General features: G+C 68.2%; 16 protein-coding genes and 2 riboswitches. Of the genes, 7 read left to right on the forward strand and 9 right to left on the reverse strand.

Annotated features, from left to right (window positions below; genetic code table 11):
- Positions 1 to 86: 86 nt before the first annotated feature.
- The 3 genes from FOB47_RS24760 to FOB47_RS24770 all read right to left on the reverse strand — a co-directional run bounded on the left by FOB47_RS24760 (position 87) and on the right by FOB47_RS24770 (position 4163).
- Positions 87 to 1172, reverse strand: coding sequence for an ATP-binding protein (locus FOB47_RS24760; protein WP_338031316.1), 1086 nt, complete (start codon positions 1170 to 1172; stop codon positions 87 to 89).
- A gap of 4 nt (positions 1173 to 1176) precedes the next feature.
- Positions 1177 to 1938, reverse strand: coding sequence for a response regulator (locus tag FOB47_RS24765; RefSeq protein WP_174782291.1), 762 nt, complete (start codon positions 1936 to 1938; stop codon positions 1177 to 1179).
- 140 nt (positions 1939 to 2078) lie between these two features.
- A complete protein-coding gene (locus tag FOB47_RS24770) occupies positions 2079 to 4163 on the reverse strand; it encodes a UvrD-helicase domain-containing protein (protein ID WP_174782292.1) in 2085 nt (694 codons plus the stop codon).
- A gap of 237 nt (positions 4164 to 4400) precedes the next feature.
- A riboswitch (glycine riboswitch) is annotated at positions 4401 to 4511 on the forward strand.
- Between the two features lie 21 nt (positions 4512 to 4532).
- Positions 4533 to 4677, forward strand: a riboswitch (glycine riboswitch).
- A 98-nt stretch (positions 4678 to 4775) separates the two neighbouring features.
- Here FOB47_RS24770 and gcvT point away from each other — a divergent pair.
- The 7 genes from gcvT (at position 4776) to FOB47_RS24805 (ending at position 12849) form a co-directional block, all read left to right on the forward strand.
- Entirely contained in the window at positions 4776 to 5903 is a 1128-nt protein-coding gene (gcvT, locus tag FOB47_RS24775) for a glycine cleavage system aminomethyltransferase GcvT (protein WP_151022886.1), read from the forward strand.
- 107 nt (positions 5904 to 6010) lie between these two features.
- Positions 6011 to 6391, forward strand: coding sequence for a glycine cleavage system protein GcvH (gene gcvH, locus FOB47_RS24780; RefSeq protein WP_006576219.1), 381 nt, complete (start codon positions 6011 to 6013; stop codon positions 6389 to 6391).
- Between the two features lie 73 nt (positions 6392 to 6464).
- The gene (gcvP, locus tag FOB47_RS24785) at positions 6465 to 9383 is read left to right on the forward strand and encodes an aminomethyl-transferring glycine dehydrogenase (RefSeq protein WP_174782293.1); all 2919 of its coding nucleotides are present in this window, start codon (positions 6465 to 6467) and stop codon (positions 9381 to 9383) included.
- Between the two features lie 120 nt (positions 9384 to 9503).
- Positions 9504 to 10037 carry a DUF421 domain-containing protein gene (locus tag FOB47_RS24790; RefSeq protein ID WP_174782294.1) on the forward strand — a complete coding sequence of 178 codons (534 nt, stop codon included), beginning with the start codon at positions 9504 to 9506 and terminating at the stop codon, positions 10035 to 10037.
- Positions 10038 to 10115: 78 nt separating this feature from the next.
- Entirely contained in the window at positions 10116 to 11492 is a 1377-nt protein-coding gene (locus FOB47_RS24795; protein WP_174782295.1) for an L-serine ammonia-lyase, read from the forward strand.
- Between the two features lie 92 nt (positions 11493 to 11584).
- A complete protein-coding gene (locus FOB47_RS24800) occupies positions 11585 to 12076 on the forward strand; it encodes a DUF4351 domain-containing protein (protein WP_174782296.1) in 492 nt (163 codons plus the stop codon).
- Between the two features lie 32 nt (positions 12077 to 12108).
- The gene (locus FOB47_RS24805) at positions 12109 to 12849 is read left to right on the forward strand and encodes an MBL fold metallo-hydrolase (protein WP_053822832.1); all 741 of its coding nucleotides are present in this window, start codon (positions 12109 to 12111) and stop codon (positions 12847 to 12849) included.
- Between the two features lie 49 nt (positions 12850 to 12898).
- Here FOB47_RS24805 and FOB47_RS24810 read toward each other — a convergent pair whose 3' ends face one another.
- The 6 genes from FOB47_RS24810 to FOB47_RS24835 all read right to left on the reverse strand — a co-directional run bounded on the left by FOB47_RS24810 (position 12899) and on the right by FOB47_RS24835 (position 25577).
- Positions 12899 to 14014 (reverse strand): YbdK family carboxylate-amine ligase, encoded by a 1116-nt coding sequence (locus FOB47_RS24810; protein WP_053822833.1) that lies wholly within the window; start codon positions 14012 to 14014, stop codon positions 12899 to 12901.
- Entirely contained in the window at positions 14014 to 15237 is a 1224-nt protein-coding gene (locus FOB47_RS24815) for a cation:proton antiporter (protein WP_064574726.1), read from the reverse strand. Before FOB47_RS24815 ends, FOB47_RS24810 begins: the two co-directional genes overlap by 1 nt.
- Positions 15238 to 15360: 123 nt before the next feature.
- Positions 15361 to 17289: a tetratricopeptide repeat protein gene (locus FOB47_RS24820; protein ID WP_174782297.1), complete on the reverse strand. Its 1929-nt coding sequence runs from the start codon at positions 17287 to 17289 to the stop codon at positions 15361 to 15363.
- A 295-nt stretch (positions 17290 to 17584) separates the two neighbouring features.
- The gene (locus tag FOB47_RS24825) at positions 17585 to 18736 is read right to left on the reverse strand and encodes a branched-chain amino acid ABC transporter substrate-binding protein (protein ID WP_053822835.1); all 1152 of its coding nucleotides are present in this window, start codon (positions 18734 to 18736) and stop codon (positions 17585 to 17587) included.
- A gap of 188 nt (positions 18737 to 18924) precedes the next feature.
- Positions 18925 to 22932 carry a trifunctional transcriptional regulator/proline dehydrogenase/L-glutamate gamma-semialdehyde dehydrogenase gene (putA, locus tag FOB47_RS24830; protein ID WP_174782298.1) on the reverse strand — a complete coding sequence of 1336 codons (4008 nt, stop codon included), beginning with the start codon at positions 22930 to 22932 and terminating at the stop codon, positions 18925 to 18927.
- Positions 22933 to 23174: 242 nt separating this feature from the next.
- Positions 23175 to 25577: a primosomal protein N' gene (locus tag FOB47_RS24835; protein ID WP_244959492.1), complete on the reverse strand. Its 2403-nt coding sequence runs from the start codon at positions 25575 to 25577 to the stop codon at positions 23175 to 23177.
- Positions 25578 to 25640 lie beyond the last annotated feature (63 nt).

The raw sequence follows: 25640 nt of genomic DNA on the forward strand, positions 1-25640 counted from the left end.
CGGCATCAAGCGCCGGCGAATCGTATCTGGCGCGGGGCCTTCGGCGTGGCTTTGCTGCAGCCAAACGCCGCTGCGGCAGACCCACCTTACTCCCGCGGCAGCGTCACCCTCGCCCGCAGACCGCCTTCCGGCCGGTTCTCCAGCATCAGTTCGCCGCCATGGCGCGCCACCGCGTCGGCGGCGATGGCCAGGCCCATGCCGACGCCGCCGGTGGCCCTGCTGCGCGACGACTCGATGCGGTAGAACGGCTCCATCACGCGCCCCAGTTCGTCCGGCGGAATGCCGGGGCCATCGTCGTCCACATCGATGACGACCTTGTCCGGCGCATCGGTCAGCGCCACGCGGGCGCCGCCGCCATAGCGGTGCGCGTTCTCGATCAGATTGACCAGCGCGCGGCGCAGCTCGGCCGGATAGACTGCCAGCGGCTGGGCCGAGCCGCTGCATGAGACCTGCTGGCCCAGTTCCATCGCATCGTCGACGACGGCCTGCACCAGCGCGGCGATGTCGACGCGCTGGCGCGGGCCGACGGCGCCTTCGCGCTCGCGCAGATAGCCGAGCGTCGCATCGATCAGCGCGTTCATCTCGGCGAGGTCCTGACGCAGCCGCCGGCTCGTGTCGGCATCGTGGAGCTGCTCGATGCGCAAGGCCATCCGCGTCAGCGGCGTGCGCAGATCGTGCGAGACCGCGGCCAGGAAGCGAGCCTGCTGCGCCAGCTGGGTCTGGATCCGTTGCTGCATGCGATTGAAGGCGCGCGCGGCCTCGCGCGCCTCGTTCGGTCCGCCCTGTTCGTCGAGCGGTGGCGCGTGGACGTCCTGGGTCAGCCTGCCGGCGCCGCGCGCGAGCTGCTGCACCGGGCGCGCCAGCACGCGCGCACCCACCCAGGAGGCGGCCACGATCGCGGCGAACTGGAACAGCATGCCGAATGGCGGTGGCCTGGCCGGACCGGGCGGGCCTGGCGGACGCGGTGGGCCCGGCGGCGGACGCTGGCCCTCGTGCGCCGGTGCGGCGGGCCGGTTGGCGGTACCACCGACGGCGTGGCTGCCGTGCCGGGGACCGTGCCGCGGAAACACGCTTTCCACCACGGTCACGCCGAGGATATGCACCGCAACCATGATCGCCGCCATCGCGACGAACAGGCGCACGAACATCGTGTCGAAGCGACGCGCCGCCACTGGCTCAGCCCTGCACGCTGGCGGTAAAGACGTAGCCCTCGCCGCGAACCGTGCGGATCAGTCCGGGCTCGCGCGGGTCCTCGCGCAGCTTCTGCCGCAGCCGCGACACCAGCAGGTCGATGCTGCGATCGAACAGATCCAGTTCGCGGCCGCGCGCCAACTGGATCAGCCGTTCGCGATCGAGGATCTGCTGCGGATGGTCAAGAAAGGCCAGCAGCAGCCGGAATTCCGCGTTCGACAGCGGCACCACGGTATCGTCGCGGTCGACCAGCTGGCGCAGCACCGTGTGCAGGCGCCAGTCGCCGAAGCGCAGTTCGACCCGGGCGCGAGCCGCTGCCGCCGAAGGGCCGGCCCGCATGCCGCGCTCGCCGGCGCGGCTGCGCCGCAGCACGGTATGGATGCGGGCCACCAATTCACGCATTTCGAAGGGCTTGGTGACGTAGTCGTCGGCCCCGACCTCCAGGCCGACCACGCGATCGGCCAGCTCCGCCCGCGCGGTCAGCATGATCACTGGCAGATCGCCCTGCTCCCGCAGTTCGCGGCACAGCGCCAGGCCGTTCTCGCCCGGCAGCGACAGGTCGAGGATCACCAGGTCGTAGGCTTGGGCGGCCAGCGCGGCCCGCATGGCGGCGCCGCCTTCGACGCCGTCCGCAGCGATGCCGAAGGTCGACAGGTAGTCGGCAAGCATCGTGCGGATTTGCGCGTCGTCATCGACGATCAGCAGGCGGATTGCCGCGGGCGCGGCATCGGGAAGACTCAGGTCCATCGAGGAGGAAGGGAAGAAGCGGTATGCCGCGGCGCCGAGCGGCCTCGGCGATCCGCCACTGTAGCAGCCCGATGTTGCAGGCCCTTGGCTGCTTTGTATCGGCACTGATACGAAAGGCCGCGCGTACCCGGCGCTGCGCTTCAGCCGGCCGCGGCCTTGTTGCCGAGCAGCGCCTTCAGTCCCGCCAGCCGGTCCTTCGGGCTCATCGCCGGCGTCTCGTTCTTCGGTGCCGGGGCTTCCTCGAGCTTCATCTCCCCGATGAAGCGCGACGGCTGGCACGAGTAGGTGTCGCGCGCGCGCTTGCGCTTCTTGCACCAGCTGATATGGAGGCTGCGCTGCGCGCGCGTGATGCCGACATACATCAGGCGGCGCTCCTCCTCGATCTTCTCGTCGCTCAGGTCCTCGTCCTCGCGGCAATGCGGCAGGATGCCCTCCTCCACGCCGACCAGGAACACATGCGGGTATTCGAGGCCCTTGGACGCATGCAGCGTCGACAGCCGCACCGCGTCGGGATCTTCCTCGCGGCCTTCGAGCATGCTCATCAGCGCGACGGTCTGGGTCAGCTCGAGCAGGTTCTTGCCTTCGTCGCCGAAGCCGTCGGCGGTGTCGAAGCCCGTCGCCTCGCCGTCCGCGGCCTCCGGCTTGGTGCCCTTGCGCTTGAGCCAGTCGAGGAATTCCAGCGTATTGGTCCATTTGGCCTGGGCCTGGCGCTCGTCGAAGGTGTCGTACAGATAGGCTTCGTAGTGGATGCCTTCCATCAGGTCGTCGAGCACCTCGGTGGCCGGATCGCGCGCGGCACGGTCGGCCAGCCGCACCATCGCCTCGCAGAAGGTGCGCAGCGGCTCCAGCTGGCGCGGCTGCAGCTTGCCTTCGATGCCGCCCATCATCGCCGCCTCGAACAGCGAGACCTTGGCCTGGCCGGCGAAGGTGCCCAGCACCTCCAGCGTGGTATTGCCGACCCCGCGCCGCGGCGTGGTGACCGCGCGGATGAAGGCGGGATCGTCGTCGGGATTGGCGATCAGCCGCAGATAGGCGCAGATGTCCTTGATCTCGGCCTTGTCGAAGAAGCTCTGCCCGCCTGACAGCACATAGGGAATGCGCTCGCGGCGCAGGATCTGTTCGAACAGGCGCGCCTGATGGTTGCCGCGATAGAGGATCGCGTAGTCGCGGAACTGCGCGCGCCGCTCGAACTTGTGCGCCGACAGCTTGAACACCACCGACTCGGCCTCGTGCTCCTCGTCGTTCATCGGCGTCACGGTGATCGGGTCCCCCATGCCGTGCTCGCTCCACAGCGTCTTGTCGAACAGCTTGGGGTTGTTGGCGATCACCGCATTGGCAGCCTGCAGGATGCGCACCGTGGAGCGATAGTTCTGCTCGAGCTTGATGACCTTCAGGTTCGGGAAGTCGGTCTGCAGCAGGCGCAGATTGTCCAGCGTGGCGCCGCGCCAGCCGTAGATCGCCTGGTCGTCGTCGCCGACCGCGGTGAAGGCGGGCGCACGCAGATGCGAGCCGCCGGCCAGCAGCTTCAGCAGCTGATACTGGCAGGCGTTGGTGTCCTGGTATTCGTCGACGAGGAAGTAGCGCAGCCGGTTCTGCCACTTGAGCCGCACGGTTTCGTCGCGTGCGAACAGCTCGGCGGGCAGCCGGATCAGGTCGTCGAAGTCGACCGCCTGGTACGCCGCCAGCGTGGCGACGTAGTTGCGGTAGATCAGCGCGGCCTGGTGCTGGTCGGCGTCGGCGGCCTCGGCGATCGCGGTCTCGGGATCGACCATGCCGTTCTTCCACAGCGAGATCGTGCTCTGCACGCTGCGGATCAGCTTCTTGTCGGTGGTCGCCAACTGCTCCTGGATCAGGCCGAAGCAGTCATCGGCGTCCATGATCGAGAACTGCGGCTTCAGGCCCAGGTGCTCGGCCTCGGCGCGCAGGATCTGCACGCCCAGCGAGTGGAAGGTACAGACGGTCAGCTGGCGCAGCGGGATGCGCTTGCCGTCCCGGGTCTTGCCCTCCATCAGCTTGGCGATCCGCTCCTGCATTTCCTTGGCGGCCTTGTTGGTGAAGGTCACCGCGGCGATGTGGCGGGGCTCGAAGCCCTTGTCCTCGATCAGATGCGCGATCTTCTGCGTGATCACACGGGTCTTGCCCGAACCCGCGCCGGCGAGCACCAGGCAGGGCCCGTCCAGATAGCGGACGGCTTCGGATTGGGCGGCGTTCAGTCCGTGGGTCATCGGTCGGGGATCGGAAATCGGGTACAGCGGGAGGCGGCGCCGGCATCGCGAGGGATGCGGGCCGAGGGTGCGATCCGTGCGGGCCAACCGCCGAACTGTAGAAGCGCCGCGGAAGGGCCGAACGGGTCGAAGCGGGCGATGTTAACACGGCGGCCGGCGCTCGCCGCCGCCCCTGGACGGTCTCCTCGGCGGCGCCGCTCTCGCGTTGACAGCCGCCAAGCCTGCGGTTAGAGTCGCGCCATCCGTCCGGGAGAGCGCGCGACCTGCTTAGTGCAACGTGCTTTTCACTCGCGCCGCCGAAGGGGAATCACCCGAAAACTCTCAGGCACCATGGACCGGGCGGATCGGCATGCAGCATGCACACGATGTATGCCGAACTCTGGAGAGCGACACCCGCCATTCATCAATTGAATGATGAGCGTGTCCACCGAAGGGGCGCACAGCGTGGCCAGCCTGTCGCAAGGACAGCAAGGCCCGCCGTAATCTCTCAGGTATCGAGGACAGAGGGGGTCATCCGTCGCGACGGTTCAACCGAGCCGCGCGACGGATGACCCTTTTTTGTTTGGCGCGCCGCGCGCGCCGGACCGAACGATGCCACGCTCCGAGGAATCCATGACGCTCCAGGCCACCCCGCTCAACGCCATCCACCGCGCCCTCGGCGCCCGCATGGTCGATTTCGGCGGTTGGGACATGCCGGTCAACTACGGCTCCCAGATCGAGGAACACCATGCGGTGCGCAGCGATGCGGGCATGTTCGACGTTTCGCACATGTGCGTCGTCGACCTCGCCGGCCCCAATACCCGCGCCTTCCTGCGCGGGCTGCTCGCCAACAACGTCGACAAGCTGCAAACCCCCGGCAAGGCGCTGTACTCCTGCATGCTCGACCCGAACGGCGGCGTGATCGACGACCTGATCGTCTATTTCTTCGCCGAGGACCGCTTCCGCCTGGTCGTCAACGCCAGCACCGCGACCGGCGATATCGACTGGATCCGCCAGCGCAATGCCGACACCGGCGCCGGCGTGACCATTACTCCCCGTCGCACCGACAACGCCTCCGATCACGCCGCGCCGCTGGCCATCGTCGCCGTGCAGGGCCCGAACGCGCGCGCCAAGGTGTGGGCCGCGTTCCCGTCGACCCAGCCCAGCGAAGCGCTCAAGCCGTTCAACGCGATGGTCGTCGAAGACGCCGCGATCGGCGAAATCATGGTGGCCCGCACCGGCTACACCGGCGAGGACGGCTTCGAGCTGGTGGTGCCCGCCGACAACGTCGCCGCGGTCTGGGAAAAGCTGCATGCCGCCGGCGTGCGTCCCGCCGGGCTCGGCGCGCGCGACACGCTGCGGCTCGAAGCCGGCATGAACCTGTACGGCCAGGACATGGACATCCATACCTCGCCGCTCGACGCCGGCCTGGCCTGGACCGTCGATCTGCAGAGCGAGCGCGATTTCGTCGGCAAGGCCGCGCTGCTGGCCAACGGCCAGCGCCAGCAGTTCGCCGGCCTGATCCTGCGCGACAAGGGCGGTGTGCTGCGCGCGCACCAGACCGTGCTGACCGCCGCCGGCGAGGGCGAGATCACCTCTGGCACCTTCAGCCCCACCCTGTCCCAATCGATCGCCTTCGCGCGCCTGCCCAAGGATGTGGCGCTCGGCAGCGAAGTCCAGGTGCTGATCCGCGACCGCAAACTGACTGCGACTGTGGTTAAACTGCCGTTTGTGCGCAATGGCAAGGCACTCGTGAGCTGACGGCTCACTGCGGACATCGTCCACCCGGTCACGCTGCGCCCCGCGGCCCCTTTCATTCCGACGGCACGCGGCGGCGCGACACAAGAATCTGAAATTGGAGAATCTCGATGAATTTCCCCGCTGACCTGAAGTACACCGAGTCGCACGAATGGGTGCGCGTCGAAACCGACGGCACACTGACGATCGGCATCACCGATCACGCACAGGATGCGCTCGGCGACATCGTCTTCCTCGAGCTGCCCGAGGTCGGCAAGACGGTCGGCGCCGGTGACGCGCTGGCCGTGGTCGAATCGGTCAAGGCCGCGTCGGACATCTACGCGCCGGTGGCCGGCGAAGTGGTCGCCGTCAACGACGCCGTCAAGGATGCGCCCGAGAGCGTCAACGCCAACGCCTTCGATGCCTGGCTGTTCAAGATCAAGCCGGCCAACGGCGACGACGTCAACGGCCTGATGACGGCCGACGCCTACAAGGCCAGCGTCGGCGCCTGAGCCGGCGCCCCGCCCGTGGCGCCAGGGCATGGCTGACCACCATGTCCCGGCCCGCCTCTCCGAGTCACTTGCCATGAACGCTCCCCTGCCCATGAACGCCGCTCAATCCGCTCGCCCTTCGCTGGCCGAACTCGAAGCTCGCGACGCCTTCTCCCACCGCCATATCGGTCCCGACGCCGCCGAACAGCAGCACATGCTGAAGGTGCTGGGCTACGACAGCCGCGCCGCGCTGATGGACGCCATCATCCCGGCCGCGATCCGCCGCCGCGACGGCATGCCGCTGGGCGAATTCACCGAGCCGCTGAGCGAGGAAGCCGCGCTGGCCAAGCTGCGCGGCATCGCCGGCAAGAACAAGGTGTTCAAGAGCTTCATCGGCCAGGGCTACTACAACACGCTGACGCCGGGCGTGATCCTGCGCAATATCTTCGAGAACCCGGCCTGGTACACCGCCTACACGCCGTACCAGCCCGAGATCTCGCAGGGCCGCCTGGAGGCGATGCTGAACTTCCAGCAGATGATCACCGACCTGACCGGCCTCGATATCGCCAACGCGTCGATGCTCGACGAAGGCACCGCCGCGGCCGAGGCGATGACGCTGCTGCAGCGCGTGAACAAGCACGCGTCCAATACGTTCTACGTGGCCGACGACGTGCTGCCGCAGACCATCGAAGTGGTGCGTACGCGCGCGCTGCCGCTTGGTATCGAGGTCAAGGTCGGCCCCGCCGCCGACGCGGCGCAGGCGCACGCGTTCGGCGTGCTGCTGCAATACCCGGGCGTCAACGGCGACGTGGCGGACTACCGCGCGATCGCCGATGCGGTGCACGCGGCCGGCGGCCTGGTGGTCGCCGCCGCCGACCTGCTGGCGCTGACGCTCTTGAGCGCGCCGGGCGAATGGGGCGCCGACGTGGCGGTCGGCAATTCGCAGCGCTTCGGTGTGCCGCTGGGCTTCGGCGGCCCGCATGCCGGCTATATGGCCGTCAAGGACGCCTACAAGCGTTCGATGCCGGGCCGCCTGGTCGGCGTCACCGTCGACGCGCAGGGCAACAAGGCCTACCGGCTCGCGCTGCAGACGCGCGAGCAGCATATCCGCCGCGAAAAGGCGACCTCGAACATCTGTACCGCGCAGGTGCTGCTGGCGGTCATGGCGTCGATGTACGCGGTCTACCACGGGCCGCAGGGCCTGAAGCGCATCGCACAGCGCGTGCATCGGCTGACCGCGACGCTGGCCGGCGGCCTGCAGGCGCTGGGCTACGCACGCACCAACCAGACCTTCTTCGACACGCTGACGATCGAGACCGGCGCCGCCACCGAGGCGATCCACGCCGCTGCCGCCGCGCGCCGCATCAATCTGCGCCGCGCCGGCGCCACGCACGTCGGCATCTCGCTGGACGAGACCACGACCCGCGACGATGTGGTCGCGCTGTGGGAGATCTTCGCGCAGGGCAAGCCGGTGCCGGCCTTCGACGCACTGGAAGCCGCGGCCGATGATGGCTATCCGGCGGCGCTGTCGCGCCAGAGCGCCTATCTGACCCATCCGGTCTTCAACACGCACCACGCCGAGCACGAGATGCTGCGCTATCTGCGCATGCTGGCCGACAAGGATCTGGCGCTCGACCGCACGATGATCCCGCTGGGCTCCTGCACGATGAAGCTCAACGCGACCAGCGAGATGATTCCGGTCACCTGGCCGGAGTTCTCGAGCATCCATCCGTTCGCGCCGGACGACCAGACCGTCGGCTACCGCGAGATGATCGCCCAGCTCGAGGCGATGCTGTGCGCGGCCACCGGCTATGCCGCCGTCAGCCTGCAGCCCAACGCCGGCTCGCAGGGCGAATACGCGGGCCTGCAGATCATCCACGCCTACCATGCGAGCCGCGGCGAGAGCCACCGCAATATCTGCCTGATCCCGTCGTCGGCGCACGGCACCAATCCGGCCTCCGCGCAGATGGCCGGCATGCAGGTGGTGGTCGTGGCCTGCGACGAGGACGGCAACGTCGACCTGGCCGATCTGGAGAAGAAGGCCGCGCAGCACAGCAAGAACCTGGCCGCGATCATGATCACCTACCCGTCCACGCACGGCGTGTTCGAGGAAGGCGTGCAGCGCATCTGCGAGATCGTCCACAGCCATGGCGGCCAGGTCTACGTCGACGGCGCGAACATGAACGCGATGGTCGGCACCGCGGCGCCGGGGCAGTTCGGCGGCGACGTGTCCCACCTGAACCTGCACAAGACCTTCTGCATTCCGCACGGCGGCGGCGGCCCGGGCGTCGGTCCGGTCGCGGTCGGCGCGCATCTGGCGCCGTTCCTGCCCAACCACGCCAGCAGCGGCTATCGCCGCGCGGAAGACGGCATCGGCGCGATCTCGGCCGCGCCCTACGGCTCGGCCAGCATCCTGCCGATCTCGTGGATGTATATCGCGATGATGGGCGCGCGCGGACTGACCGCCGCCACCGAGAACGCGATCCTGGCGGCCAACTATGTCGCCAAGCGGCTGTCGGACTACTACCCGGTGCTGTACACCGGCGGCAACGGCCATATCGCGCACGAGTGCATTCTCGACCTGCGCCCGATCCAGAAGGCGACCGGCATCAGCAACGAGGATGTCGCCAAGCGGCTGATGGACTATGGCTTCCATGCGCCGACGATGAGCTTCCCGGTCCCGGGCACGCTGATGATCGAGCCGACCGAGAGCGAGGCGCTGCACGAGCTGGACCGCTTCATCGACGCGATGATCGCAATCCGCAAGGAAATCGCGCGCGTCGAGGACGGCAGCTTCGACCGCGAGGACAACCCGCTGAAGAACGCGCCTCACACCGCGGCGGTCATCACCGCCAACGAGTGGAACCACAAGTACACGCGTGAGGAAGCCGCCTATCCGGTCGCCTCGCTGCGGACGCAGAAGTACTGGCCGCCGGTCGGCCGGGCCGACAACGTCTACGGCGATCGCAACCTGTTCTGCTCCTGCGTGCCGATGAGCGCGTACGAGGAGTAAGCGGGCACGCTTCCTGCTGCATCTCGCACGGCGGCTTGTTGCCGCGCGCACGCTGGACGGCGTGCGGCCTTTCTGGTTCCGGCCTCCGGGCCGGAACCATCATCGGTAAGGAGACTGTCGATGTGGCAAATGAGCGCGCCGTGGTGGGAATTCATTGTCCGAGGGCTGATCGTTTATTTCGCCCTGCTGATCATGATGCGCTTGGGTGGCAAGCGGCAGATCGGACAGATGACACCATTCGATCTGATCCTGCTGCTGATCCTGTCCGAGGGCGTGCAGAACGCCATGGTCGGCGATGACAAGTCGGTGTCCGCGGGCCTGATCCTCGCCGCGACGCTGATCGGCATCAACGTGCTGGTCAGCTGGCTCAGTTGGCGCAGCCGCAAGTTCGAGTACGCGGTCGAGGGCCATCCGCAACTGCTGATCCGCCATGGCAAGGTGATCGACGAGGTCATGCACGGCGCGCGGCTGACCAGCGACGACCTGATGAAGGTACTGCGGCGCGAGGGATGCGCGAGCCTGGACGACGTCTATATCGCAATCCTCGAGAACGACGGCGCGATCAGCGTGCTCAAGCGCAAGGAACTGCCGGAGGAACCGCCCGGCCCCGGCGTCTCCCTGTGGGAGCGACCCGAGGACGATCGGCCGGTCTAGCTCCGGCCCGTTCCGGTCCAGCCGGAGGGCGGGCCGCCGCGCGGGCCTGCACACCGCCGCAAACGATAGGAGACCAACGTGGCTGTCAGCGTTTTCGACCTGTTCAAGGTCGGCATCGGACCATCGAGCTCGCATACGGTGGGACCGATGCGTGCGGCCGGCATGTTTGCGCATGCGCTGGAGCGCGACGGGCTGCTGCCGCGCGTGGCTAGCGTGCGGGTCGAACTGTACGGCTCGCTCGGCGCAACCGGCAAGGGGCACGGCACCGACAAGGGCGTGATCCTCGGCCTGCTCGGCGAGGCGCCGGACACCATCGATCCCGACACCATCGACGCCAGGCTGGCTGCGCTGCGCGCTTCGCGCACGCTGGACCTGCTCGGCAAGCATCCGATCCCCTTCGTCGAGAAGGAACACATCGCGTTCTACCGGCGCGAAGCACTGGCCGAGCATCCGAATGGCATGAAATTCCATGCCTTCGATGCCGCCGGCGCGACGCTGCGCGAGGGCCGCTATCTGTCGGTCGGCGGCGGCTTCGTCGTCAGCGCCGGCGCCGCCAACACGCAGGTGCTCGAAGCCGACCGGCAATTGCCGCATCCCTTTCGCAGCGGCCGCGCGATGCTCGACATGGCGAGCAGCACCGGCAAGTCGATTGCGCAGCTGATGCTCGAGAACGAATGCACGTGGCGCAGCGAAGCCGATGTGCGCGCGGGCCTGCTGCATATCTGGCAGGTCATGCAGGCCTGCGTCGCGCGCGGCTGCCGCACCGATGGCGAGCTGCCCGGCCCGTTCAAGGTCAAGCGGCGTGCGCCCGAGCTGTACCGCAATCTGACCGAGCGCGCCGAACGGACGCTGTCGGACCCGCTGTCGGTGATGGACTGGGTCAATCTCTATGCGATGGCCGTCAACGAGGAAAATGCGGCCGGCGGCCGCGTGGTGACTGCGCCGACCAACGGCGCGGCGGGCATCATCCCGGCCGTGCTGCATTACTACGACCGCTTCGTACCCGGTGCGAACGAGCGCGGCGTGATCGACTTCCTGCTGACGGCCGGCGCGATCGGACTGCTGTACAAGCTGAACGCGTCGATCTCCGGGGCCGAAGTCGGCTGCCAGGGCGAGGTCGGCGTCGCGTGTTCGATGGCCGCTGGCGCGCTGGCCGCGGTGCTTGGCGGCACGCCGGAACAGGTCGAGAATGCCGCGGAGATCGGCATGGAACACAACCTCGGCCTGACCTGTGATCCGGTCGGCGGGCTGGTGCAGATTCCCTGCATCGAGCGCAATGCGATGGCCTCGGTCAAGGCCGTCAACGCGGCGCGCATGGCGCTGCGCGGCGACGGCAATCACTATGTCTCGCTCGATTCGGTGATCAAGACCATGCGCGAAACCGGCGCCGACATGAAGACCAAATACAAGGAAACGGCGCGCGGCGGGCTCGCGGTCAATATCGTCGAGTGCTGACGTGGGTCTGCTGTTCGAACACTAAAGTAGCACGCACTTTTGTGGAATCCCGCGTCCCCGCGGCGCGGCATTCTCCAGGCACCGCAACTGCGATGCGTGAGCCCAGACTCGACAATCTGGTCGCCGCCGTGTTCCGCTTCGAGAACGCGACCAGCGAGGAAGCGTTGCTCGATACGGTCCGCTGGCTCAGGCGGCGCGTCGCCGACAACCCGGTCCTGTCGAACACTTTCGTACGCTGGCTGAAGGATGTAGGCTCACCGCATCGCCATGCCGGTCTGGATTTCACGAATGTACACAACCTGATGGAGGCTGAAATGTCGCTGTCGACGAATATCGCACGGTGGAAGGCCAACTACAGACTGGAAGGCCTGCAAGAAGGCCGACTGGAAGGCCTGCAGGAGGGCCGGCAGGAAGGTCTGCAGCAAGGCCAGGCCATGATGCTGCGAAACATGCTTGCCAAACGGTTCGGCCCTCTGCCGGCCGAGCTGGAAACACGATTGAACGGCGCCTCGGCCGAACAATTGCAAGCCTGGGGAGAAAGGTTGCTCAGCGCCCAACACCTCGCCGACGTATTTGAAGCCTGAACCCTGGCGACCGATTGTCAGTATTCCCGCAGATGCAAACCTTCCATCAACTGTTCGACCCCGAGTCCTGCACCTACACGTATTTGCTGATCGATGCCGCGACGCGCGATGCCGTGCTGATCGATCCGGTCGACCGTCAGCTCGAACGCGATCTGGCGCTGGTGCAGCAGACCGGGGTACGCCTGGCCTGGGTCATCGAAACCCACGCGCACGCGGACCACATCACCTCGGCAGGACATGTCGCACAACGCACCGGCGCGCATACCGCTGCGCCGTCGGGCTGCGAGATCCGGCCGGCGCTGAAGCAGTTGATCGACGGCGACACCATCGCGTTCGGCACGCAGGCGCTGCGCGCGATCCATACCCCGGGCCATACGGCCGGCAGCATGAGCTATCTGTGGGAAGAGCCGCAGCCGGACGGCGGTGTGGTGCGTCGCGTCTTTACCGGCGATGCGTTGTTGATCGATGGCTGCGGGCGCACGGACTTTCAATCGGGCGACGCCGGCACGCTGTACGACAGTCTGACGCACAAGCTGTTTGCGCTGCCCGACGACACGCTGGTGTATCCGGCTCATGACTACAAGGGCCGCACCCATTCGACAATCGGGCACGAGCGGGCCACCAATAGCCGGCTGTGCGGCCGCACGCGTGAAGAATTCATCGAGATGATGAAAGGGCTGAACCTGCCGCCACCGAAGCTGCTGGCGGTCGCCGTGCCGGCCAATCAGCGGCTCGGCCTCGGCGACGGCGACAACATCCCGCACGGGGTCTGATCGCCGCGCCGGTCAAGGCCGGGCCCAGCGGCGCGGCGCGAGGACTGTCTCAGCCGGCCCAGCGGTCGCAGCTCTGCCGCACCGCCTCGCGCAGGCTGCGCGTATCGGCATCGACCTGCCGCGCCCACTCGGCGTCGCCACGGCGGCTGGCAGCCAGCATGCGGATATTGGCCAGCGCCTCCAGCGATCCGAGCGCTTCGGCATGCGGCACCAGCACGTCGCAGATCGACAGGATATGGTCGGCGATCGGCATCCGCGTCAGTTCGTTCGGATGCACGTACTCGCCGTCGAGCCCGAAGCGGCAGGCCTGGAAGCGATTGAAGGTATAGACCAGGTAGTCGTCCTCCTGGGGCACGAACGGCCGCGACAGCAGCAGATAACGCGCCAGCGCCTGGATATAGGCCGCGATATCGCAGGCGCGCGCAACCGTCAGCGGCGTGTCCATGACGCGGACTTCGATGGTGCCGAACTCCGGCTTGGGACGGATATCCCAGTAGAAGTCCTTCATGCTCTCGATCACGCCCGTCTTGCGCATCTTCTCGAAGTACGCGGTGAAGGCGTCCCAGGTCAGCATGAACGGCGCGCGGCCGCTCATCGGGAAGGCCGCGACCGAATTCAGCCGCGCGGAAGCGAAGCCGGTATCGACGCCCTGCACATACGGCGACGACGCGGCAAGCGCGATGAAATGCGGTACGTAGCGGCCAATCGCGTGCAGCAGGAACAGCGAATCGTCGGCGGTCGGGCAACCGATATGCACATGCTGGCCGAACACCGTGAATTGCTTGGCCAGGTAGCCGTACAGCTCGGAGATGTACTGGTAGCGCGGCGAGTCGGAGATCGTCCGATCGGCCCACTGCTGGAACGGATGCGTGCCGCCGCCGCAGATGCCCAGATTCAGCGAATGCGAGGCCTCGACCATCAGGTCGCGCATCGTCGTCAGCTCGGACAGCGCCTGCGCGTAGTCGTGGCAGATTCCGGTGCTGATCTCGATCATCGATGGACTGATCTCCGGCTTGATATCGCCGGCATGCTGGGCGCCCTTCAGCAACCTCAGCAGGTCGGGCGCGAACGGTGCCAGATCGTAGTCATGGCGATTGACCAGCTGCATTTCCAGCTCGACGCCGAAGGTCAGCGCCTCGGATTGCTTGAACGGTTCGAGTGACATCAGCGCCCTCCTCCATTGCCTCTGACCTCGCCGGCATAGCGAAGTGCCCATGCGGCCAGCACCGGCGCCGCGATCTGCTCGATCGCCAGCGCGCACAGCACGATCGCGTTGAGCATTTCCCCGGTTTCAGGATAGAGCCGCGCCACATCGCTCATCAACAGGTAAGCCAGACCCGACATCGGCCCCAACGCCACGCCGAGTGCCACGCACTGCCTGAGGCTCAGGCCCGAGAACGAACCCAGCGACACCACGCCGCCCAGCTTGGCCAGATGCCGCAGCAGCACCAGCACGATCGCGGCGACGCCGGCGATGGACCAGTCGCGCACGGTCACCGGCAAGCCAAGCGACACCACCATCACGATGATCAGCAGCGTACCGGCGCTGCCAAAATGCGCGGGCCACACGCGCGGCTGATTGTCCTGATGCTTGAACACGACGCCGGCCAGCAGCAGCGTCAGCGGCATCGACAGCTTCAGCAGCCGTGTCAGCGCCAGCGTGAACAGCACGATGCCGACCAGCACCAGAAAGCTGTATTGGTCGTCGGCCGGCATCCGCGCATAGACTGCCTGGCTCAGCTTGCCTACCAGCCACGCCAGCAGGCAGGAGCCGACCAGCAGATACAGCGGATGCAGCAGCGCGGCGCCGAGATTGCCGTATTCCGAGTGCAGCCAGCCAGTCGCCAGCTGCACGATCACGGCCGCATACATGCTGTTGAGCGCGGTCATCGCCATCAGTCGTTCGGTGACCTGGCCTTCCGCGCGCAACTCGTTCTTCAACTGCAGCACGATCGACGGCGACGTGCTGACCGCGATGCCGCCCGCCAGGATCGCGACGGTCGGGCTTACGCCGATCCATTGCAGCACCGCGGTGACCAGGCCCCAGGTCAGCAGAGACTCGGAGGCGCTGGTAAACAGCAGCCAGCGATTGGCGCGCAGCCAGACCAGCGACAGCCGATGCCCAAGCTCGAACAGCGCGAGCGCCAGCGCCATGTCGATCAGGATGCGGGTCTGCGCAATCATCGTCTGGTCGACGATGGGCCGCCCCAGCGTGCCGGCCAACAGACCGGTGGCGGCATAACCGACGATACGCGGCAATCTCAGATACATCCGGCACACTTCGCCGGCAAGGCCCGCGCCTACCAGCGCGAGGCCGACCCAGAACAGCCCGCTGGGAGCGAGCGGCCAGGTCGGAAATAGTTGGCTCAATCCATTCATGGGTGACATCCTAACGGAAGGGCCTTTGAACCCGTGTCCGGGTTTGTCCGACAAGGCACGAGTTTTGCTGAGGTTTCTGCCAACGTTCTTTCGGATCGCTTCTCCGCTGACCTCACCGCCTGCAGGTCCGGCTTACACGCCCCAGATTTTCCAGGCGGGCCGTGTCGCCTTCAGTGCGTTTTCGACCTTCGCGTACAACGCGCGCGTGCGTCCCTGCGCGGCGCCGCGCGCGCGGGCCTGCAGGAACAGTGCGCGGGCCTCCTCGCGCCGGGCCAGGCCCAGCGCGGCCTGCGCGGCGTGCAGATGCACGTCGGCGTCCCAGTCGTCGCGCACCGCGAAGGCGGCATGGAAGTCGGTCAACGCCTGCGCGTACTGCTCGGCGTCGAGCCGGATCAGCCCGCGCTGCAGGCGTGCCGCGGCCTGGTCCTCGGCATCGCCGTCGGTCAGCGCGATGGCGCGCTCGAACAGCGGCAAGGCGCGTTCGTTGTCGGCCAGTCCCCGCCAGATGCGGCCGAATGCGTCGTAGACCCAGGCATCCTCGATGGCCACCGCGCGCGCCTGCAAGGCCTCGATCTCGTCCAGTGCCAGCGCGCGCTCGCGCGCTTCCATCGAGCCGGCCGAGTTCGCCAGCAGCGTGGCGAAATGCGTGCGCGCATGCGCCATCGACAGCGCGGCCTCGCTGCGCTCCTCGACCGGCAGCGCGTCCAGCCGCGCTTCCATATGCGCGATTGCGGCACGCGCCGCGGCGATCGCGTCGTTGCCGCCGATCGCCTTCCAGGCATGGATCAGCCGGCTGAACACCCAGGTCACGTGGCCCGCATGGCGATCCAGCGGATAGCGGTTCAGCACCTCGCCGGCAATTTCAACGACGCGCTGATGGCGCCCGGCCGCATCGTGGCAGGCCAGCAGATCGAGCCAGTGCTCGATGAAATCGCTGGCCGCGATGCCCTTCTCGTGCAACGCGATGCGTTCGTCGCGCTGCGCCGGATCGTCCAGGTCGAGGCGGCGCGCCAGGCGGTCGCACAGCAGCGAATAGATATGCGGATCGGCGTCGTCGTAACCGCCCTCGCCGGTGGCGAAATACTGTTCGAAGCGGGCCAGGCCCGTCTGCCACGCGCGCAGCAGCTGCGGCCGCAACGTGTCCGCGGCAGCGGGTACGCGCTCGATGAAGTCCGCCAGCGCGAGACCGGCAAGGTAATAGCCATGCGCGTCGGTGGCCGCCTCGGTCAAAGCGAAATCGCGCCAGGGCTCGGCCTCGCCGCCCTGATGGCGCCACTCGAGTTCGCGTACCTGCGCCTTCGGGTCCGGCACCTGGCGCTGGTAGACCGCCAGATCCTCACGCGCGCCGGCCAGATCTCCGGACCGCAGCCGCAGCGGCGCGAGGATGCGTCGCGCATGCGGGTGATCCGGCTCTTCGGCCAGCACCATCTGCGCCTGCTGCGCGGCCAGCGCGTCGCCCTGCTCCTCGCTCATCTCCAGCAGATCGGCATTGTCCAGGCCGATGCGGGCCAGGCACAGCCGCAGCATCGGCTCGGCACGCCGGCCCTCGGCCTCGGCGCCCTGCACGTGGTCGGCAGCCAGCGCCAGGATGTCGTGCGCGCCCAGATCCGGCGCGCGATACAGCAGGTCGTACCAATAGCGGCCGGCCTCGGCGAACTGGCCCAGCCGGTAATGCGCGAGTCCCGCATGCAACTGCGCGCTCCATTCGCCGGTCGCCAGCCCATTGCGCCGCGCTGCTTCCTCCAGCCAGGGCAGCGCCTCGGCAAAGCGCTGCTGGTTCATCAGCAGCATGCCGTAGCGATGCGCGAGCACACCGCGCGAGGCCCAGCGGTGCGCCGACTGCAGCGGCAGCTCGGGCAGCCGGGCCAGTGCCGCGTCGAGCGCGGCCAGCGCCTGCTCGGGCTCGCCCTTGTCGAACAGCAGCCGGGCGCGCAGCGCCTCGTAATCGACGACCTCGGGCCGCTGGCGCGCCAACGCGTCGATCACCGCCAGCGCTTCGTCGTAGCGCTCCTGCGTGGCGAGCTCGATGGCGTGGTCGTAGCTGACTGGCTGCGCGGACACGGGTACTCCTTCAGGGTGATGGGCAAAGAGAGACAACTGGGATAGCGAGGAAACGGCAAGACCGCGATTATGCGCCACCGGCGAGGCAAGGCCGCGGAAGCGCGCGGAAGAGCCCTGGGCGAGCACGGCGCCCAAAAGAAAACGCCACCGGAAGGTGGCGTGAGTCTGCTGAGGGTTCCGGGACGATCCGGGGCAATCCGATCGTCGCCGCAGACGGGGACCCAGGACTTGTCGAAGACGCTGGGTTCCCGCCCGCGCGGGCGCGACGCGACGTGGGGCGCCGCGGGAACGAGGCTTACTTGCCGCCCAGCGTTTCCAGCACGGTCCACTTGCCACCGACGACCTTGTAGACGGTGATGCCGCCGTCCTTCAGGTCGCCGCGCGCGTCGTAGGCCAAGGTCTTGGTGGTGACGCCCGGCATGTTGGTCGCCGCCAGCACCGGCAGATAGCGCGCCGGATCGGCAGAGCCGGCCTTGATCATCGCGGTCATCAGCGCGGTGGCGCCGTCGTAGGCGTACGGCGAGTAGGTCTGCACCTTGCTGCCGAAGCGCTTCTCGTAGGCCTGCGCATACTTGGCACCGCCCGGCATCTGCTCCAGCGGCAGGCCGGCCAGCGACACCACCGTGCCTTCGGCGGCCGGACCGGCCAGCTTCAGGAAGTTGTCGGTCTTGGACATCTCGCCCGACACCAGCGGTGCCTTCAGGCCCAGTTCCTTGATCTGCTTGGCCATCGGCGCGGACTGCGTCTCGGCGCCGCCGAAGAAGATGATGTCCGGGTTGCTGCGCTTGATGTTGGTCAGCACGGCCTTGAAGTCCACGGCCTTGTCGTTGGTGTACTCGCGGCGCACGATCTTGCCGCCGGCGGCCTTGGCGGCCTTCTCGAACTCGTCGGCCAGGCCCTGGCCGTACGCGGTGCGGTCATCGACGATGGCGATGTTCCTGGCGCCGAGCTTCTTGACCACGAAGTTGCCGATCACCGAACCCTGCTGGGTGTCCGAGGTCATCATGCGGAAGGTGGTCTTGAAGCCCTGGCGGGTGTATTCCGGCGCGGTCGCCATCGCGATCTGCGCGATGCCGGCGCGGTTGTAGACCATCGATGCCGGGATGCTGGTGCCGGAGTTGAAATGGCCCAGCATGCCCTGGATGCCGTTGTCGACCAGCTTCTGCGCGACCACCGAACCGGTCTTCGGATCGGCCTGGTCGTCCTCGGACAGCAGCACGAACTTGACTTCCTTGCCGCCGATCTTCGGCTTGGTGGCGTTCATCTGCTCGATCGCCAGCACCACGCCGTTCTGCATGTCCTTGCCGTACTGCGCCTGGCCGCCGGTCATCGGCGCGGCAAAGCCGAGCTTGATCTCCTGCGCCTGCGCGAACGCGGCGGACGCCGCGGTCAGGCCGGCGATCGTCAGTGCGACGGTCAGCGCCGTCTTGTGGAAGGTCGTGTTCATCCGTTCTCCTTGGGTAGCCTGTAGGCCGGTTCACTGCACTGTTGGAAGCGTTCGGCCCACCCCTGCGGACCACGCCTTCTTTGGTGGCACAGCGAGGGCGGGATCGCCGCCGCACCTGCGCCTGTCTGGCGCCCAACCCGGGCGTCGGACCGATACGTCCGACCGGGTCGGGCGGTCAGTCGTTGCGGTCAGCCGATCGTCATCAGGCTCGCGTTGCCGCCGGCCGCCGCGGTATTGACCGACAGCGAGCGCTCCATCAGCAGACGCTCCAGCGCGATGCCGGTGTCGCCATGGCCCAGCCCCTGCACGCCGACGATCGGTCCGGGCCGCTGCGCGACCTGTTCGCATACCGCGCGCAGCTGGTCCGAATCGCCGTGATGCAGCACCGCATCGAAGGCCACGTCGGCCGCGGTCCAGTCGGCAACCACGCGGACGCGCGATTGTACTGCCTTCGGCAGGCGCGCATACAGCGTGCGCGCGGGTTCGACGTCCTGCCACAACACGCCGGCGCCGACCGCCAGCACCGCGGCCAGTTGCGTGGCCAGATCCGCCTCGTTCGGCGCCAGGCACAGCACGGTGTCGCGCGGCAGCAGCGTGTAGGTATTGCGCTCGCCGGTCGGGCCCGGCAGCGTCACCGTCATGCCCGAGGTCGAGGCAGCGGCAAAGCGCTCGCACTGCTGCGCCAGCTCCGGCATGGCGGCAGCCGTCGCCGCCCACTGGCGATAGGCGTCGAAGGCGGCCTGGGCTTCGGGCCGCAGGACCGCGCGCGGCTCCGCGGCCGGCGCGTCGGCTGCCGCGGCGGGACGGGCGGCGGCAAGGGCGACGGCAACGAATGCGTCCTGCGGGCAGGTCGACAGCAGGCGGTGCAGATAGAGCGGACCGCCGGCCTTCGGACCGGTGCCCGACAGGCCCTCGCCGCCGAACGGCTGCACGCCGACCACCGCGCCGACGATATTGCGGTTGACGTAGAGGTTGCCGACATGGGCGCGAGCGACGATGTGTTCGATCGTTTCGTCGATGCGGGTGTGCACGCCCATGGTCAGACCGTAGCCGGTGGCATTGATCTGGTCGAGCAGCGCGTCCAGGCGCGCACGTTGGTAGCGCACCACGTGCAGCACCGGGCCGAACACCTCGCGTTGCAGCTCGCCGATGTGGTTCAGCTCGATCAGCGTCGGCGGCACGAAGGTGCCATGGCGGCAGGCGGCCGACATCGCCGCGTTCGGATCGGCCTGGTGGACGCGGCGGCCCTTGGCCCGCATCGCCTCGATATGCTTGACGATGCCGGCGCGCGCCTCCTCGTCGATCACCGGGCCGACATCGGTCGACAGCCGGTCCGGGTTGGCCATCGTCAGTTCGGCCATCGCGCCCTTGAGCATCTCCAGCACGCGGTCCGCGACATCGTCCTGCAGACACAGCACGCGCAGCGCGGAGCAGCGCTGGCCGGCCGAATCGAACGCCGAGGTCACGACATCGGCGACCACCTGTTCGGCCAGCGCCGACGAGTCGACGATCATCGCGTTCTGGCCGCCGGTCTCGGCAATCAGCGGCACCGGGCGGCCGGCGGCATCGAGGCGGCCGGCAAGGTTGCGCTGCAGCAGCCGCGCGACCTCGGTCGAGCCGGTGAACATCACGCCCTTGACGCGCGCATCCCCGACCAGCGCCGCGCCGACGGTCTCGCCGCGGCCTGGCAGCAACTGCACGGCGCCGGCCGGCACGCCGGCCTCGCGCAGCAGGCGTACCGCCTGCGCCGCGATCAGCGGAGTCTGTTCGGCCGGCTTGGCCAGCACCGTGTTGCCGGCAGCCAGCGCCGCGGCAACCTGGCCGGTGAAGATCGCCAGCGGGAAGTTCCATGGGCTGATGCAGACCACCGGTCCCAGCGGCCGGTGCGTGTCGTTCGAGAAATGCTCGCGCACCTGCACTGCGTAGTAGCGCAGGAAGTCGACCGCCTCGCGTACTTCCGCGATCGCGTTCGAGAAGGTCTTGCCGGCCTCGCGCATGATCACGCCCATCAGCGCCTGCATCTGCGCTTCCATCAGATCGGCGGCGCGCTCCAGCGCGGCCGCGCGGACCTCGGGCGGCGTGGCCTGCCAGATCGGCGCGGCGTTGACCGCGGCCTGCAGCGCGGCCTCGACATCGGCCGCGCTGGCCTCGGTGACCTGGCCGACCACATCGCGATGGTCCGAAGGATTGAGCACCGGCGCGGGTTCGCCGCCGCCGACGCCATCGGCGCCGCTGACACCCAGCATCGGCTCGGCGCTCAGGCGCTCGGTCGCGCCATGCAGCAGCGCCGACGACAGCGAGGCCAGGCGATGCTCGTTCGACAGATCGAGGCCCGCCGAATTGGCGCGCGCCTTGCCGTACAGGCTGCGCGGCATCGGAATGCGCGGATGCGGCAGGCCCAGCGTGCCCTCCTCCTTGTGCATCCGTTCGACCTGCGCGACCGGATCGGCCACCAGTTCGTCCAGCGAGACGGAGTCGTCGGCGATGCGGTTGACGAAGGACGTATTGGCGCCGTTCTCCAGCAGGCGCCGCACCAGATAGGCCAGCAGCGTCTCGTGCGTGCCGACCGGCGCGTAGATCCGGCACGGCCGGTTCAGCTTGCCCTCGGCGACCGGGCCGACCACCTGGTCGTACAGCGGCTCGCCCATGCCGTGCAGGCACTGGAATTCATACTGGCCGGGGTAGTAGCTATGGCCGGCGATCTGGTAGATCGCGGCCAGCGTGTGCGCGTTGTGGGTGGCGAACTGCGGATAGATCGCGTCGGGCACCGACAGCAGCTTGCGCGCGCACGCGAGGTACGACACGTCGGTGTAGACCTTGCGCGTGTAGACCGGATAGCCCTCCAGGCCGTCGACCTGGGCGCGCTTGATCTCGCTGTCCCAGTAGGCGCCCTTGACCAGCCGGATCATCAGGCGATGACGGCTGCGGCGCGCCAGATCGATCAGATAGTCGATCACGAAGGGACAGCGCTTCTGGTAGCCCTGCACGACGAAGCCGATGCCGTTCCAGCCGGCCAGCTCGGGCTCGAAGCAGAGCCGTTCCAGCAGGTCCAGCGAGATCTCCAGCCGGTCGGCTTCCTCGGCGTCGATATTGATGCCGATGTCGTACTGGCGGGCCAGCAGCGTCAACGACTTGAGCCGCCCGTACAGCTCGCCGAGCACGCGCTCGTGCTGGGCGCGGCTGTAGCGCGGATGCAGGGCCGACAGCTTGATCGAGATGCCCGGGCCCTCGTAGATGCCGCGGCCGCGCGAGGCCTGGCCGATCGCGTGGATGGCCTGCTCGTAGGAAGCCAGGTAGCGCTGCGCGTCGGCCTCGGTCATCGCCGCCTCGCCCAGCATGTCGTACGAATAGCGGAAGCCCTGGGCCTCGTACTTGCGCGCGTTGGCCAGCGCTTCCGAAATGGTCTCGCCGGTGACGAACTGCTCGCCCATCAGCCGCATCGCCATGTCGACGCCCTTGCGGATCAGCGGCTCGCCGCCCTTGCCGATGATGCGGGTCAGTGCGCGGGTCAGGCCCGCCTCGTTGTGGGTCGACACCAGCTTGCCGGTCACCAGCAGGCCCCAGGTCGCGGCGTTGACGAACAGCGACGGGCTCTGGCCCAGGTGCGACTGCCAGTTGGCCCCGCTGATCTTGTCGCGGATCAGCGCGTCGCGCGTGGCCTTGTCGGGAATGCGCAGCAGCGCCTCGGCCAAGCACATCAGCGCCACGCCTTCCTGCGACGACAGCGAGAATTCCTGGATCAACCCCTGCACCAGTCCTTCACGGCCGCTGCCGACCTTCTGCTGGCGCAGATTCAGGGCCAGCTTCCTGGCCATTGCCAGCGCGGCGTCGGCCTGCTGCTGCGGCAAGCGGGCCTGCTCGAGCAGCACCGGCACGCAGTCGGTCTCGGGCCGGCGGTAGGCGGAGGTGATGGCGGCGCGCAGCACCGACTGGGGCTGGATGCTTTGGGCGAATTCGAGGAATGGCTGCGGCGCGCCCTCGCCGGCGACCGCCTCCAGCGTGTCGGCGCCATCGTTCTCGGGCTGGCCACTGCCGTTGATCTCGTGCGGCGCCTGTCCGCGCTCGATCTGCTCGAGGTAGGAGAAGATCGCCTGCTTGATCAGCCAGTGCGGCGTCCGATCGATCGACTGGGCGACGCGCTTCAGGCGGTCGCGGGAGGCGTCGTCGAGCTTGACGCCGAGGGTGGTAGTGGCCATGCGAGGAGATCTCCGAGGGACGCGCTTGCCGCTCTCGGTGCCCGGCCAGCGTCATGCGGGCCGGAATGGTCGGTGCGGAAGTCGCGTGATGTGACGCAAACTGGAGCGATCATAACCTCGAAGAAAGCCAAGGTGCAACCTGGTATCACCCATTAGTGCAACCACGTCGAGATGTGCCGATGTCATGTGGTTGCACCATGCATCCGGCCGGTCCGGATCTCCGGGCCTTCCAGGACCCTGCCTCAGATCCGTAGCGGGTCGATCTCCAACTGCCAGCGCACCCCTTTGACGGTGGCCCCAACCTCGCCGAAAGTTTGCGTCCACTCTCCGACAAAGCGTTGCAGCGCCATGCGGGAGCCGCTTTCGAGCAGCATCTGGGCACGCTCTCGGTTGGCGATGCGCACCATCGACATCGGGACCGGATCGTGCAGTTGCACCTCGGCGCCCAAGACGATGCCGTCGGCCCGGTCGCGGGCGGCATGCAGGAAATCCAGCGCCCGTTGCAACTGGCCGTGCTCGGCCGTCACCAGCACCTGATGGACGAAAGGCGGCAGCCCGGCCTGCCGGCGTTCGCGCAGCTGCGTGGCGGCGAAGCCGTCGTAGTCGTGCCGTACCAAAGCTTGCAGCGCGGGCGCGTCCGGATACCGGGTCTGGATCAGCACCTCGCCCGCCAGGCCGGCGCGCCCCGCACGGCCCGACACCTGCATCAGCGAGGCGAACAGGTGCTCGGCCGCGCGGAAGTCGTGGCTGAACATCGCCGCGTCGGGATGGACGATGCCGACCAGCGTCACGCGCTGGAAGTCGTGGCCCTTGGCGATCATCTGGGTACCGACCAGGATGTCGACCTCGCCGGCGTGGACCTCGTCGAACATTGCCTGCGCACTGCCCTTGCGGCGCGTCGAATCGGCGTCGATGCGCGCGATCCGCGCCTGCGGGAAGCGCGCGGCCAGCGCCTCCTCAATCCGCTGCGTGCCGCGGCCCAGCGGGGCGATGTCGACGTTGCCGCAGTCGGGGCAGTGGTGCGGGATGCGGGCCTCGAAGCCGCAGTGATGACAGCGCAGGCAGCGCTCGGGACGATGCAGCACCAGGTACGCCGAGCAGCGCGGACAGCCGGACAGCCAGCCGCAGCTGTCGCAGGCGATCACCGGTGCGTAGCCGCGCCGGTTCAGGAACAGCAGGCTCTGCTCGCCACGGGCCAGGCGCGCCTCGATCGCCTGCAGCAGCGGCGCCGACAGGCCCTCGTACAGCGGCCGCTGGCGCTGCCGCTCATGGTTCAGATCGATCAGCCGCACCGTCGGCAGCACCGCCTCCGCCTGCGCGCGCTCGCGCAGTACCAGCTTGCGGTAGGCCCCCTGCTCGGCGCGCCACCAGGACTCCATCGACGGCGTGGCCGAGCCCAGCACCACCGGGATGGCGAGTTGCTTGGCGCGCCAGACCGCCAGGTCGCGGGCCGAATAGCGCAGGCCTTCCTGCTGCTTGTACGAGGTGTCGTGCTCCTCGTCGACGACGATCAGCGCCAGCGCCGGCAGCGACGCCATCACTGCCATCCGCGTGCCCAGCACGATGCGCGCCTCGCCGCGATGCGCGGCCAGCCAGTGCAGCGTGCGCTCCTGGTCGGCCATGCCGCTGTGAAGCACAGCCAGCGGCGCGGCCGGAAAGCGCGCCGCGATGCGTGCCTGCAGCTGCGGCGTCAGATTGATTTCCGGCACCAGCATCAGCACCTGCGCGGCCGGGTCGCGGGCCAGCGTTGCCGCGATCGCGTGCAGGTAGACCTCGGTCTTGCCGCTGCCGGTCACGCCGTGCAGCAGAAACGGCGCGAAGCCGGTAGCGGCGGCGATGGCGTCGACGGCCTGGCGCTGTTCCGGGTGCAGCGCGGGGATCGGCGAGACTGGCGATGGGGTGGCTGGCGATGGGGTGACTGACGGTGTGGGCGCTGTCGATGCCGCCGCCGTATTGGCCGGTTCATCCGGACTGCCCGGTTCGCCCGGCTCGCCCTGCCCGGTGGATTCCTGCGGCTCGGCGGCCGTCAGCAGCGGCCGGTCCACCGTCTCGCGCTCGACCCAGCCTGCCTCCGTCCACTGCGCAAGGCGCGCCGGCGCGGCCGTGCAGAGCGCGCGGGCGCCTTGCTGGGTCAACCACTGCCCTTGCGAGGCGGCATCGATCAGCGCCTTTGCCAGTGCGCCGACCGAACGCGCGCGCGGCGGCACCGTGGCCAGCAGCACCTCGGCACAGCCGTCGCGCAGACGGAAGCGCTCGGTGCGCGCGCGTGCCGCCAGCCGCGGCCACGTCTGCGCGTCGCGCAAACCGGGCGGCAAGGCGGGCAGGATCACCTCGCCCAGCCGCCGGTGGTAATAGGCGGCCGCAAAGGCGGCCAGCGCCAGCCAGTGCGCATTGAGCGGCGGCAGCCACGCCAGCCGCTGCGAGACCGGGCGCAGACGGTCGGCCGGTACCTCGCTGCGATCGGTGCCCGCAATGGCGACGCCCACCATCTCGCGCCGGCCGAACGGCACGGCCACGACCTCGCCCGGACGGACGAGGCCGCCGTCCAGATCGGCGTTCAGATAGTCGAAGCGGTCGTCGGCGGGCGTGTCCAGCGCGATCTGCACCAGCGGCGCCGCGGCGCCTTCGATTTCGGCTTCGGTCAGTGACGGCGAGCTTGCCGGGGGGGAAGACGGGGGCGACACGATCAGCGCAGGCCAGGACGGCAG

It is taken from the genome of Cupriavidus gilardii (genome assembly GCF_013347325.1).
GTDB lineage: Bacteria > Pseudomonadota > Gammaproteobacteria > Burkholderiales > Burkholderiaceae > Cupriavidus > Cupriavidus gilardii.